This is a genomic window from Hydrogenophaga laconesensis, from assembly GCF_031457235.1.
GTDB classification, from domain to species: Bacteria; Pseudomonadota; Gammaproteobacteria; order Burkholderiales; family Burkholderiaceae_C; genus Hydrogenophaga; species Hydrogenophaga laconesensis.
The window spans coordinates 52802-65695 of the sequence record NZ_JAVDWE010000019.1; the positions used below are offsets into that span (position 1 = coordinate 52802).

The following is a 12894-nucleotide window of genomic DNA, read 5'->3' on the forward strand; positions in this document are numbered from 1 at the left end:
ACACACGAAACGCCTGAGTTGGTTCGCTGGCTCGGGCGTTTTTTGCTTGTCATGCGCCTTTTTTGATTCCGGAGTACAGACAACAGAGCGAAGCTGTGTCATTCCAAGTGGGTTGTGTGCGCCATCGGTGGCGTTCACAGGCCGTCTGGAATGGCATCGTGTTCTGGGTTGTGTCTCCGGGTTTTGTGCAGCTTTCGCTGCACGCAGAGATCGCCGTCACCGACGGCGGCATTCAACGGAGAGACACCATGAGCATGTTCAACAAAGTCACCAAGAGCTTTCAGTGGGGCCCCCATCAGGTCACCATGGAAACCGGCGAGATCGCGCGCCAGGCCACCGGCGCCGTGCTGGTCAATATCGATGACACCGTCGTGCTGGCCACCGTCGTGGCCAAGACCGAAGCCAAGGCCGGTCAGGACTTCTTCCCCCTGACGGTCGACTACACCGAGAAGTCGTATGCGGCCGGCAAGATCCCGGGCAGCTTCTTCAAGCGCGAAGGCCGTCCCAGCGAACTCGAGACGCTGACCAGCCGCCTGATCGACCGCCCGATCCGCCCCCTGTTTCCCGAAGGCTTCTACAACGAAGTGCAGGTGATCGTGCATGTGGTGAGCCTGAACCCCGAAGTCCAGGCCGACATCGCCGCGATGATCGCCACCTCCGCCGCGCTGGCCGTCAGTGGCATCCCGTTCAATGGCCCCATCGGCGCCGCGCGCGTGGGCTATGTCAATGGCGAATACGTGCTCAACCCGGGCCAGACCCAACTCAAGGACAGCCAGATGGACCTCGTGGTCGCTGGCACCGAAGCCGCTGTGTTGATGGTGGAATCCGAAGCGCAGCAACTCTCCGAAGAAGTCATGCTGGGTGCCGTGGTCTACGGCCACGACCAGGGCAAGATCGCCATTGCCGCCATCAACGAGCTGGTGCGCGACGCCGGCAAGCCGGCCTGGGACTGGCAGCCGCCGGCCAAGAACGAGCCGTTGATTGCCAAGGTCGACGAACTGGCCAAGGCCAAGCTCGAAGCTGCCTACCAGATCCGCAACAAGCAGGCCCGTACGCAAGCCTGCCGCACCGCTTACGCCGACGTGATGGCCGGCTTGAAGGCCGAAGGGGTGGAATTCGACAGCGTGGCGGTTGAGGCCCTGCTGTTCGAGATCGAAGCCAAGATCGTTCGCGGCCAGATCCTGGCCGGCGAGCCCCGCATCGACGGCCGTGACACACGCACCGTGCGCGCCATCGAGATCAGCAACGGCGTTCTGCCGCGCACCCACGGTTCGGCGCTGTTCACCCGCGGCGAAACCCAGGCTCTGGTGGTGGCCACGCTCGGCACCGACCGCGACGCACAGCGCATCGACGCACTGGCAGGCGAGTTCGAAGACCGCTTCATGTTGCACTACAACATGCCTCCCTTTGCCACCGGTGAAGCCGGCCGCTTCGGCACGCCCAAGCGCCGCGAGATCGGCCATGGCCGCCTGGCCAAGCGTGCGCTGGTCGCCGCGTTGCCGAGCAAGGAAGAGTTCCCCTATACCATGCGTGTGGTCTCCGAAATCACCGAGTCCAATGGCTCGTCGTCGATGGCCTCCGTCTGCGGCGGCTGCCTGGCGCTGATGGACGCTGGCGTGCCCATGAAGGCGCACGTGGCCGGCATTGCCATGGGCCTCATCAAGGACGGCAACCGCTTCGCCGTGCTGACCGACATCCTGGGTGATGAGGATCACCTCGGTGACATGGACTTCAAGGTCGCCGGTACGGCGAACGGCATCTCGGCGCTGCAGATGGACATCAAGATCCAGGGCATCACCAAGGAAATCATGCAGGTCGCACTGGCCCAGGCCAAGGAAGCCCGCATGCACATCCTCGGCAAGATGCAGGAAGCCATGGGCGAAGCCAAGACCGAAGTGTCCAACTTCGCGCCCAAGCTCTTCACCATGAAGATCAACCCGGAAAAGATCCGCGACGTGATCGGCAAGGGGGGCGCTGTCATCCGTGCGCTGACGGAAGAGACCGGGACGCAGATCAACATCGACGAAGACGGCACGATCACCATTGCCTCGACCGACTCGGCCAAGGCCGACGAAGCCAAGCGCCGCATCGAGCAGATCACGGCCGAAGTGGAAGTGGGCAAGGTCTATGAAGGCCCGGTCACCAAGATCCTCGACTTCGGTGCACTGGTGAACCTGTTGCCCGGCAAGGACGGCCTGCTGCACATCAGTCAGATCGCCCACGAACGCGTCGAGAAGGTCACGGACTACCTGAGCGAAGGTCAGGTGGTGCGCGTGAAGGTGCTTGAAACGGACGAAAAGGGCCGCGTGAAGCTGTCCATGAAAGCCCTGATCGAGCGCAACGCCGGCGAGCAGGCGCCGCAACAGCCGCAGGCCTGAGGTCCGGGGTGGTGCCGGCCATGAAAGCTGTCGAAATCAGCGCCTTTGGCGCACCCGATGTCCTGCGCCTGGGTGAACGCCCGGTGCCGGTCGCGGGCGCCGGCGAGGTGCTGATTCGCGTGCGTGCGTCGGGCGTCAACCGCCCCGACGTGCTGCAGCGCACCGGTAACTATCCGGTGCCACCGGGTGCATCTGACATTCCTGGCCTCGAGGTGGCGGGGGTGATCGATTCGGGCGATGTGTCGGCCTTGGCCGAAGCGGGTCTGAAGGTGGGCGACCGCGTTTGCGCGCTGGTGGCTGGTGGCGGTTACGCCGAGTGGTGCGTGGCGCCTGTGGGCCAATGTCTCCCGGTGCCCGAAGGGCTCGACGATATTGCCGCTGCCTCGCTGCCCGAGACCTTCTTCACCGTCTGGAGCAACGTGTTCGACCGGGGTCGCCTGCAGGCCGGTGAAACCCTGCTGGTGCAGGGTGGTACCAGTGGCATTGGCGTGACCGCGATCCAGATGGCGAAGGCCATGGGCGCGCGCGTGATTGCCACCGCCGGCAGCGACGACAAGTGTGCGGCCTGCCTGAAGCTCGGTGCCGACCACGCCATCAACTACAAGGCGCAGGACTTTGTGGCCGCCGTTGCCGAGATCACGGGCAAGCAGGGCGTCAATGTCATCCTCGACATGGTGGCCGGCGCCTACGTGGCCCGGGAAATCGACTGCCTGGCCGAGGATGGCCGGCTGGTGATCATCGCGGTGCAGGGTGGCATCAAAGCCGAGTTCAATGCCGGTCTGGTGCTGCGCCGCCGCCTCACGATCACGGGCTCCACGCTTCGTCCGCGCCCAGTGGCGTTCAAGGCGGCGATTGCGGCATCGCTGCGCGAGCGTGTGTGGCCATTGCTGGCTGAGGGCCGTATCCGGCCGGTGATCCACCAGGTGTTCCCGGCCGCCCAGGCGGCTGCGGCGCACACGCTGATGGAGTCCAACCAGCACGTCGGCAAGCTCGTGCTGAGCTGGGCGTGAATCGAAGAGACAAGAAACCGACAGCCATGAAAAAACTGATCGCAGGCAACTGGAAGATGAATGGCTCGCTGGCCGCCAATGAGGCGCTGGTGAAAGGCATGCTCGAAGGTCTCGGCACTGCTGCGCCGAAATCCGACATGGCTTTGTGTGTCCCGGCGCCGTACCTTGCGCAACTTGGGGCTCTGTTGCAAGGGAGCCCCATCGCCTGGGGCTCGCAGGATGTGTCCAGCCAGGAGCAGGGCGCGTATACCGGCGAGGTGTCGGCTTCGATGTTGCGCGACTTTGGTTGCCGCTATGCCATCGTCGGTCATTCCGAACGCCGCCAGTACCATGGCGAAACCGATGCGGTCGTGGCCGAGAAGGCCAGGGCCGCCCTGGCCAAGGGCATCACGCCTATCGTCTGCGTGGGTGAAACGCTGGCCGAGCGTGAGGCCGGTCAAACGGAAGAAGTCGTCAAGCGCCAGCTGGCGGCCGTCATTCATCTCTGTGGTCACTGCATCACCGAGATCGTCGTGGCCTACGAGCCCGTCTGGGCCATCGGCACCGGCAAGACGGCCACGCCGCAGGAGGCGCAGCAGGTTCACGCTGTCCTGCGCGCGCAGATCGCGGCAGCAACGCAGAGCCCCGGACGCGTCCACATCCTGTACGGCGGCAGCATGAATGCCGCCAATGCCGCCAGCCTGCTGGCCCAGCCGGACATCGATGGTGGCCTCATCGGCGGTGCGTCGCTCAAGGCACCGGACTTCCTGCAGATCGTGGCCTCGGCCCCCTGATTCCTGTTCGTGCCCCTGCGGCACGGCAATAACCGATATTTCCGGAGAAGAGAGAATGAACGTTTTGTTGACCATCCTGCTGGCTGTCCAGATCCTGTCCGCGCTGGGCATGATCGGGCTCATCCTGATGCAGCACGGCAAGGGCGCCGACGCAGGTGCGGCTTTCGGTGGTGGTGCCGGCTCCGCCAGCCTGTTCGGTGCCTCGGGCGGCGCCAACTTCCTGTCGCGCACCACCGCCGTGCTGGCCGCCATCTTCCTGGCCAGCACCCTGGGTCTCGCGTACTTCGGTAACCTGCGCACCGCTGCACCCAGCGCGGGGAGCGTGCTCGAAGGTGCCATGCCCGCGCAGCCGGCGGGTGCGGCTCAGCAGATCCCGGGCACCACGCCCGCCCCGGCCGCGGCGCCTGCTGCCGGCGGCGAGACGCCTGCAGGCTCCTCCGGTCCGGCGCAGATCCCGGGCAAATAAGCGGAATCGTCACCCTCGCGGCCCTGCGCCGGGAGGGTGTGACCCGTGCTGTGACAACCCGACCGATTCCTTCGGAAAAACCATAGCGCAGCCCGGAAACGGGGGGCGTTTCAGGGTAAACTCTATGGGTTGTCAGCAAGGCTCGCACCATTCCTCGCGAGCCATCAATGCAGACCCAGCCGACGTGGTGAAATTGGTAGACACGCTATCTTGAGGGGGTAGTGGCGAAAGCTGTGCGAGTTCGAGTCTCGCCGTCGGCACCAATCATTGGAAAACACGGTCCCACGCCGTGTCAGCGGAAGCCACCAAGATGAGTCTCGAACAGTACCTTCCAGTGCTCCTTTTTATCCTGGTCGGTATTGCCGTCGGGATCATTCCGCAGGTTCTTGGCTACATCCTCGGTCCCAATCTGCCGGACGCGGAAAAGAATTCCCCCTACGAATGCGGCTTCGAAGCTTTTGAGGATGCTCGCATGAAGTTCGATGTGCGCTACTACCTGGTGGCCATCCTCTTCATTCTTTTTGACCTCGAAATCGCTTTTCTCATTCCTTGGGCCGTGGCCTTTTCCGACATCGGTGCCACGGGCTTTTTTGCAGGTGTGGTGTTCCTGGCCATTCTGACCGTGGGCTTTGCCTACGAGTGGAAAAAGGGCGCCCTGGACTGGGAATGAGTTCGACACATACAGGCGCGTGCGCTGGAGTGCTCCATGATTGAAGGTGTTTTCAAGGAAGGTTTTGTCACCACGAGCTATGACTCCGTGGTGAACTGGGCCAAGACCGGCTCGCTCTGGCCCATGACCTTCGGTCTGGCCTGCTGCGCGGTCGAGATGATGCATGCCGCTGCCGCGCGCTACGACATCGGTCGTTTCGGTTCGGAGGTGTTCCGTGCCAGTCCGCGCCAGTCCGATCTGATGATTGTCGCGGGCACGCTCTGCAACAAGATGGCCCCGGCCTTGCGCAAGGTGTATGACCAGATGGCGGAGCCGCGGTGGGTGCTCTCCATGGGCTCGTGCGCCAACGGTGGTGGTTACTACCACTACAGCTACTCGGTGGTGCGCGGTTGTGACCGCATCGTGCCTGTCGACGTGTATGTGCCCGGCTGCCCACCCACCGCCGAAGCCCTGCTGTACGGAATCATCCAGCTGCAGCAGAAGATCCGTCGTACCCACACCATCGCACGGGCCTGAGCGGCGCCGACCGCGTGCACTGAAAGAACCTGTTCATGACCGACACCGCCATGAATCCCCATGCCGTCGAGCCCGAGGCGCTGAAAACCACGCTGGAAGGCTTGCTGGGCACCAAGGCCCAGTCGATCCAGGTGGTGCGCGAAGAGGTCACGCTCACGGTGAGGGCGGCCGACTACCTTGAGGTCATGCAGTCTCTGCGCGATGCGCCCCAGGCCAGGTTCGAGCAACTCGTCGATCTCTGCGGCATGGACTACCAGAATTACGGCGATGGCCGCTGGGATGGCCAGCGCTTCGCCGCCGTGGTGCACCTGCTGTCGGTGACGCACAACCACCGTGTGCGCGTTCGGGTGTTCTGCCCTGAAGATGACTTTCCCGTGCTGGCGTCGGTCACCCCTTTGTGGGCGTCTGCCAACTGGTATGAGCGTGAGGCGTTCGATCTCTACGGCATCGTTTTCGACGGGCACGACGATCTGCGCCGCATCCTTACCGACTACGGCTTCATCGGCCATCCCTTCCGCAAGGACTTCCCGCTGTCCGGCCATGTCGAGATGCGCTACGACGCCGAACGCCAGCGCGTGATCTACGAGCCGGTGACCATCGAGCCGCGCGAGATCACGCCGCGCATCATTCGCGAAGACAACTACGGCGGGCTTCACTGATGCACCCCCACGCTCATCACTTCGTGTATTCGCTGCCCCCCGAGGGGGCGCGGGCTTCCCTTGGGACGGCCCGGCGGGAGCCCTGACATGGCAGAGATCAAGAACTACACCCTGAACTTCGGTCCGCAGCACCCGGCCGCGCACGGCGTGCTGCGCCTCGTGCTGGAGCTTGACGGCGAGGTCGTGCAGCGCGCCGACCCGCACATCGGATTGCTGCACCGTGCCACCGAGAAGCTGGCCGAGCACAAGACCTTCATCCAGTCACTGCCCTACATGGATCGGCTGGACTACGTGTCGATGATGTGCAACGAGCACGCCTATTGCCTGGCCATCGAGAAGCTGCTGGGCATCGATGTGCCGATCCGCGCGCAATACATCCGCGTGATGTTCAGCGAGATCACGCGCCTGCTCAACCACCTGATGTGGTTGGGCTCTCATGGCAACGACTGCGGCAGTTCGACCATCCTCATCTACGCGTTCCGCGAGCGTGAAGATCTGTTCGACATGTACGAGGCGGTGTCGGGTGCGCGCATGCACGCTGCCTATTTCCGTCCGGGCGGCGTGTACCGCGACCTGCCCGAGACCATGCCGCAGTACAAGGCCAGCAAGGTCCGCAACGCGCGAGCGATCGCAGACATGAACACCAACCGCCAGGGTTCGCTGCTCGACTTCATCGACGACTTCACGAAGCGCTTCCCGACCTACCTGGCCGAGTACCACACGCTGTTGACCGACAACCGCATCTGGAAGCAGCGCACGGTGGGTATCGGTGTGGTGACGCCAGAACGCGCACTCAACCTGGGCATGACCGGCCCGATGCTGCGCGGCTCCGGTATCGCCTGGGACCTTCGCAAGAAGCAGCCCTATGACGTTTACGGCGAGCTCGATTTCGATATCCCGGTCGGCAAGACCGGCGACTGTTACGACCGCTACCTCGTCCGCATGGAAGAGATGAAGCAGTCCAACCGCATCATCGAGCAGTGCGTCAAGTGGCTGCGTGCGAATCCGGGCCCCGTGATCACCGACAACCACAAGGTCGCGCCGCCCGCCCGTGAGGCCATGAAGGCCAACATGGAAGAGCTGATCCATCATTTCAAGCTTTTCACCGAAGGCTTCCACGTGCCTGAAGGTGAGGCTTATGCTGCGGTCGAGCATCCCAAGGGCGAGTTCGGTATCTACCTTGTGAGCGATGGTGCCAACAAGCCCTATCGATTGAAGATCCGTGCGCCGGGTTTCGCACACCTCGCCACCATGGACGAGATGGCGCGTGGCCACATGCTGGCCGACGCGGTGGCCATCATCGGGACCATGGACATCGTTTTCGGAGAGATTGACCGATGAGCACCGTCACGCCCGAGTCCTTCAACGAAGCCACCATCGGGCGCTTCGATCGTGAAGTGGCGAAGTATCCCGACGAGCAGCGCATCTCAGCCGTGATGGCCTGCCTGTCCATCATCCAGCAGGAGCAGGGGTTCGTGAGCCCTGCGGCAGAGGCGGCCCTGGCGGCCTATCTGCGCGTCGAGCCGATCGCCGTGCACGAGGTCACGACGTTCTACAACATGTACAACCAGCGGCCGGTGGGCAAGTTCAAGCTCAACGTCTGCACCAACCTGCCGTGTCAGCTGCGCGATGGCCAGAAGGCATTGCATCACCTCGAACACAAACTGGGTATCGCCATGGGCGAAACCACGGCCGACGGCATGTTCACCCTGCAGCAGAGCGAATGCCTGGGCGCGTGTGCCGATTCACCGGTGATGCTGGTCAATGACCGCCACATGTGCAGCTTCATGAGCAATGAGAAGCTGGACCAGCTCGTCGACGGCCTGCGCGCCTCGGAAGGAAAGTCATGAGCGCTGAACAGATCCTCAACCAGTTTCGCGCCACGGGTGTGCAGACCTGCTTCCATGGTCGTCACATCAACCCGCAGATCTATGCCGATCTGAACGGCAGCAACTGGTCGCTCAAGGACTATGAAGCCCGCGGTGGCTATCAGGCCCTGCGCAAGATCCTGGCCCAGGATGGCGGTGAAGGCCTCACGCAGGACCAGGTGATCGCCACCGTCAAGGAGTCCGCACTGCGTGGGCGCGGTGGTGCTGGTTTTCCCAGCGGGTTGAAGTGGAGCTTCATGCCGCGCCAGTTCCCCGGGCAGAAGTACCTGGTGTGCAACTCGGACGAAGGCGAGCCGGGTACCTGCAAGGACCGCGACATTCTCATGTACAACCCGCACATCGTCATCGAAGGCATGGCGATCGCGGCGTATGCCATGGGCATCTCGGTGGGCTACAACTACATCCACGGCGAAATCTTCGAGGTCTATGAGCGCTTCGAGGCGGCCCTGGAAGAGGCGAGGGCCGCTGGCTACCTGGGTGACAACATCATGGGCTCGAGCTATTCGTTCCAGCTGCATGCCCACCATGGCTTTGGTGCCTACATCTGCGGCGAAGAAACCGCGCTGCTCGAGTCGCTCGAAGGCAAGAAGGGGCAGCCGCGCTTCAAGCCGCCTTTCCCCGCCAGTTTCGGCCTGTATGGCAAGCCCACCACCATCAACAATACCGAAACGTTCGCTGCGGTCCCATGGATCATCCGCAATGGTGGACAGGCGTATCTGGAGTGCGGCAAGCCCAACAACGGTGGCACCAAGATCTTCTCCATCTCGGGCGACGTGGAACTGCCCGGCAACTACGAGATCCCCTTGGGTACACCGTTCTCCAAACTGCTCGAACTCGCCGGCGGCGTGCGCAAGGGGCGCCAGCTCAAGGCTGTGATCCCTGGCGGTTCATCGGCACCGGTGCTGCCCGCGCACATCATGATGGAATGCACGATGGACTACGACTCCATCGCCAAGGCCGGTTCCATGCTGGGTTCGGGTGCGGTCATCGTGATGGACGACTCGCGCGACATGGTCGAGTCGCTCAAGCGCCTGTCCTACTTCTACATGCACGAATCGTGTGGCCAGTGCACGCCTTGCCGTGAGGGCACGGGTTGGCTCTGGCGCATGGTCGACCGCATCGATCGCGGCCTCGGCAAGCCCAGCGACATGGCGCTGCTCGACAACGTGGCCGAGAACATCATGGGCCGCACGATCTGTGCCCTGGGCGATGCGGCGGCCATGCCGGTGCGCGCCATGATCAAACACTTCCGGCATGAGTTCGAGGCCAAGATCGCAGCCGCTCAGACCCCAGCCAAGGCCGCTTAAGACACGAAACTCCCATGGTTGAAATCGAACTCGACGGCAAGAAGGTGGAAGTGCCCCCCGGCAGCATGGTGATGCATGCGGCCGAAAAGGCAGGCACCTACATCCCGCATTTCTGCTACCACAAGAAGCTGTCCATCGCGGCCAACTGCCGCATGTGCCTGGTGGACGTGGAGAAGGCCCCCAAGCCCATGCCGGCGTGTGCCACGCCCGTCACGCAGGGCATGATCGTCCGCACCAAGAGCGACAAGGCGATCAAGGCGCAGCAGTCGGTGATGGAGTTCCTGCTCATCAACCACCCGCTGGACTGCCCGATCTGCGACCAGGGGGGCGAGTGCCAGTTGCAGGATCTGGCCGTGGGTTACGGTGGTTCCGGTTCGCGCTATGAGGAAGAGAAGCGCGTGGTGTTCCACAAGGATGTGGGCCCGCTGATCTCCATGGAGGAGATGAGCCGCTGCATCCACTGCACCCGTTGCGTGCGCTTCGGCCAGGAAGTGGCCGGCGTGATGGAGCTGGGCATGTCTCACCGCGGTGAGCACGCCGAGATCGAGACCTTCCTCGGCGATACCGTGGACTCCGAGTTGTCGGGCAACATGATCGACATCTGCCCCGTGGGCGCGCTGACCAGCAAGCCGTTCCGCTACAGCGCCCGCACCTGGGAACTCTCGCGCCGCAAGAGCGTGAGCCCACACGACTCCACCGGTGCCAACCTGATCGTCCAGGTGAAGAACCACAAGGTGATGCGCGTGGTGCCTCTGGAGAACGAAGCCGTCAATGAATGCTGGATCGCGGACCGCGATCGCTTCTCGTATGAAGCTGTCAACAGCGAAGAGCGCCTGACCTCGCCCATGCTCAAACAGGACGGCGAGTGGAAGACGGTCGACTGGCAGACGGCCCTGGAGTACGTTGCCAACGGCCTCAGGCAGGTCAAGACCGAGCATGGTGCTGGCGCCATCGGCTTGCTGGCCAGCCCGCACAGCACGCTTGAGGAACTTGTACTGGCTGGTGCACTCGTGCGCGGCCTGGGCAGTCAGAATATCGACGCACGCCTGCGCCACGCCGACTTCTCGAACACGGCCCCTGCGGGTGCGGCGCGCTGGCTGGGGATGCCCGTCGCCGCGTTGTCGAGTCTGCAACGCGTGCTGGTGATCGGCTCCAACCTCCGCAAGGACCACCCGCTGTTCGCTCAGCGCATCCGCCAGGCCCAGCGCAAGGGCGCTCAGGTCAACGTACTCAACGTGGTGGCGCAAGACTGGGCCATGCCGGTGAAGAACACCGTCCTGGCGGACAGCAGCACCTGGGTGGCGGCGCTGGCTGGCATCGCTGTGGCCATTGGTGCAGAAACCGGCGTCGCAGCGCCCGTCGGTGGCCATGCCACCGATGCGCACCGTGCGGTGGCCAAGTCCCTGCTGGGTGGCGAGCACAAAGCCATCCTGCTGGGCAACGCCGCAGCCCATCACGCCAAGGCTTCCAGCCTGCTGGCACTCGCGAACTGGATCGGACAGCAGACGGGCGCCACCGTCGGCTACCTCACGGAAGCCGCCAACACGGTGGGCGCGCAACTGGTGAAGGCCATGCCGGGGGAGGGTGGTCTGAACGCTGCCCAGATGCTGGTTGGTGCGCTCAAGGCCGCGATCCTGCTCAACACCGAGCCGGCCGAAGACACGGCCGTTGGTGCCCAGGGTCTTGCGTCGGCTGACATGGTCGTCACGCTGAGCCCCTTCAGGACCAATCTCGACGTCAGCGACGTGTTGCTGCCCATCGCTCCCTTCACCGAGACGTCGGGTTCGTTCGTGAACGCCGAAGGTCGCCTCCAGGGCTTCCACGCCGTCGTTCGCCCGCTGGGCGACACCCGCCCGGCGTGGAAGGTGCTTCGCGTGCTCGGCAATCTGCTGGAGCTCCCAGGCTTCGATGCCGACTCTTCGCAGGCGGTGCTGGCATCCGCGCTGCCCGGCGTGGCCAACGGCAGCGTCGTGGATGCCACGCGCCTGTCCAACGCCAGCAGTGCCGCGATCGACACCGCACCCGCTGAAGTCGCACCCTGTGTTGCTTCGATCTATCAGCTCGACGGCCTGGTGCGCCGCTCGACCGCCCTGCAACTGACCGCCGATGCGCGGGCCGCCCAAGCCGTGGAAGGAGCCGCAGCGTGATCGATGCGATGTACAACGGCGGCCTGGGCCTGATCGACGCCACGTGGTGGACCACCGGAGCGTGGCCTGTCATCTGGAACCTGATCAAGATCGTGGTCGTTCTCGCGCCACTGATGGGCGCGGTGGCCTACCTCACGCTGTGGGAGCGCAAGCTGCTCGGCTGGATCCAGGTGCGCCATGGCCCCAATCGCGTGGGTCCGTTCGGCCTGCTCCAACCGATTGCCGACGCGCTCAAGCTGCTCACCAAGGAGTTGATCCGTCCGAGCGCGGCCAGCAATGGCCTGTTCCGTCTGGGCCCCGTCATGGCCATCATGCCGGCGCTCGCCGCCTGGGTGGCGATTCCATTCGGTCCCGAGGCGATCATCGCCAACGTGAATGCCGGCTTGCTGGTGATCCTGGCCATCACCTCCATCGAGGTCTATGGCGTGATCATCGCGGGCTGGGCATCCAATTCCAAGTACGCCTTCCTCGGCGCGCTGCGCGCCTCGGCCCAGATGGTGAGCTACGAAATCGCCATCGGTTTCTGTTTCCTGGTGGTCGTCATGACCGCGGGCAGCCTGCATCTCGGTGAGATCGTGGCATCACAGTCGCGCGGCATGGGCGCGAACATGGGCCTGGACTTCCTGTCCTGGAACTGGCTGCCGCTGCTGCCCATCTTCTTTGTCTACCTGATTTCCGGTGTGGCCGAAACGAACCGCCACCCCTTCGACGTGGTCGAGGGCGAGGCCGAGATCGTGGCCGGTCACATGGTCGAGTACTCGGGCATGGGCTTCGCCATCTTCTTCCTGGCCGAATACGCCAGCATGTGGCTGGTCTCGGTGCTCGCCGTGCTCATGTTCCTGGGCGGCTGGCTGTCGCCGATCGCTGCGCTCGACTTCATCCCGGGCTGGATCTGGCTGGGCCTCAAGACTTTCGTCGTGGTGTCCATGTTCATCTGGATCCGCGCCACTTTCCCCCGCTTCCGCTACGACCAGATCATGCGTCTGGGCTGGAAGATCTTCATTCCTGTGACGTTGATCTGGCTGCTTCTCGTGGGTGCTCTGATGCAGACCCCATGGAACATCTGGAAGTAAACAGGG

The 12894-nt window shown here is 63.6% G+C and carries 12 protein-coding genes and 1 tRNA gene; all 13 read left to right on the forward strand.

Translation table 11 applies throughout. The features are described from left to right. The first annotated feature begins 248 nt into the window (after positions 1-248). Positions 249-2378 (forward strand): polyribonucleotide nucleotidyltransferase, encoded by a 2130-nt coding sequence (gene pnp, locus J2X09_RS24395; protein WP_204735487.1) that lies wholly within the window; start codon positions 249-251, stop codon positions 2376-2378. A 20-nt stretch (positions 2379-2398) separates the two neighbouring features. Beyond that, on the forward strand, positions 2399-3388 hold the full coding sequence (locus J2X09_RS24400; RefSeq protein ID WP_204735486.1) for an NAD(P)H-quinone oxidoreductase: 990 nt from the start codon (positions 2399-2401) through the stop codon (positions 3386-3388). 26 nt (positions 3389-3414) lie between these two features. Next, a complete protein-coding gene (gene tpiA, locus J2X09_RS24405; RefSeq protein ID WP_204735485.1) occupies positions 3415-4161 on the forward strand; it encodes a triose-phosphate isomerase in 747 nt (248 codons plus the stop codon). Between the two features lie 55 nt (positions 4162-4216). After that, entirely contained in the window at positions 4217-4627 is a 411-nt protein-coding gene (secG, locus tag J2X09_RS24410; RefSeq protein ID WP_204735484.1) for a preprotein translocase subunit SecG, read from the forward strand. A gap of 178 nt (positions 4628-4805) precedes the next feature. Next, positions 4806-4890 (forward strand) — tRNA-Leu (locus J2X09_RS24415). A gap of 47 nt (positions 4891-4937) precedes the next feature. Next, positions 4938-5297: an NADH-quinone oxidoreductase subunit A gene (locus J2X09_RS24420; RefSeq protein WP_204735483.1), complete on the forward strand. Its 360-nt coding sequence runs from the start codon at positions 4938-4940 to the stop codon at positions 5295-5297. Between the two features lie 36 nt (positions 5298-5333). After that, entirely contained in the window at positions 5334-5813 is a 480-nt protein-coding gene (locus J2X09_RS24425) for a NuoB/complex I 20 kDa subunit family protein (RefSeq protein ID WP_066270388.1), read from the forward strand. Between the two features lie 50 nt (positions 5814-5863). After that, positions 5864-6472 carry an NADH-quinone oxidoreductase subunit C gene (locus J2X09_RS24430; RefSeq protein ID WP_204735537.1) on the forward strand — a complete coding sequence of 203 codons (609 nt, stop codon included), beginning with the start codon at positions 5864-5866 and terminating at the stop codon, positions 6470-6472. A gap of 87 nt (positions 6473-6559) precedes the next feature. After that, positions 6560-7813 (forward strand): NADH-quinone oxidoreductase subunit D, encoded by a 1254-nt coding sequence (locus tag J2X09_RS24435; RefSeq protein WP_204735482.1) that lies wholly within the window; start codon positions 6560-6562, stop codon positions 7811-7813. Next, entirely contained in the window at positions 7810-8322 is a 513-nt protein-coding gene (locus J2X09_RS24440; protein ID WP_204735481.1) for an NADH-quinone oxidoreductase subunit NuoE family protein, read from the forward strand. Before J2X09_RS24435 ends, J2X09_RS24440 begins: the two co-directional genes overlap by 4 nt. After that, positions 8319-9668 carry an NADH-quinone oxidoreductase subunit NuoF gene (nuoF, locus tag J2X09_RS24445; protein ID WP_204735480.1) on the forward strand — a complete coding sequence of 450 codons (1350 nt, stop codon included), beginning with the start codon at positions 8319-8321 and terminating at the stop codon, positions 9666-9668. Before J2X09_RS24440 ends, nuoF begins: the two co-directional genes overlap by 4 nt. Positions 9669-9682: 14 nt before the next feature. Continuing rightward, positions 9683-11815, forward strand: a complete 2133-nt coding sequence (gene nuoG / locus J2X09_RS24450) for an NADH-quinone oxidoreductase subunit NuoG (RefSeq protein WP_204735479.1) — start codon at positions 9683-9685, stop codon at positions 11813-11815. Further along, positions 11812-12888 (forward strand): NADH-quinone oxidoreductase subunit NuoH, encoded by a 1077-nt coding sequence (gene nuoH, locus J2X09_RS24455; protein WP_204735478.1) that lies wholly within the window; start codon positions 11812-11814, stop codon positions 12886-12888. The genes nuoG and nuoH overlap by 4 nt, the downstream gene beginning before the upstream one ends. The last annotated feature ends 6 nt before the right edge of the window (positions 12889-12894 follow it).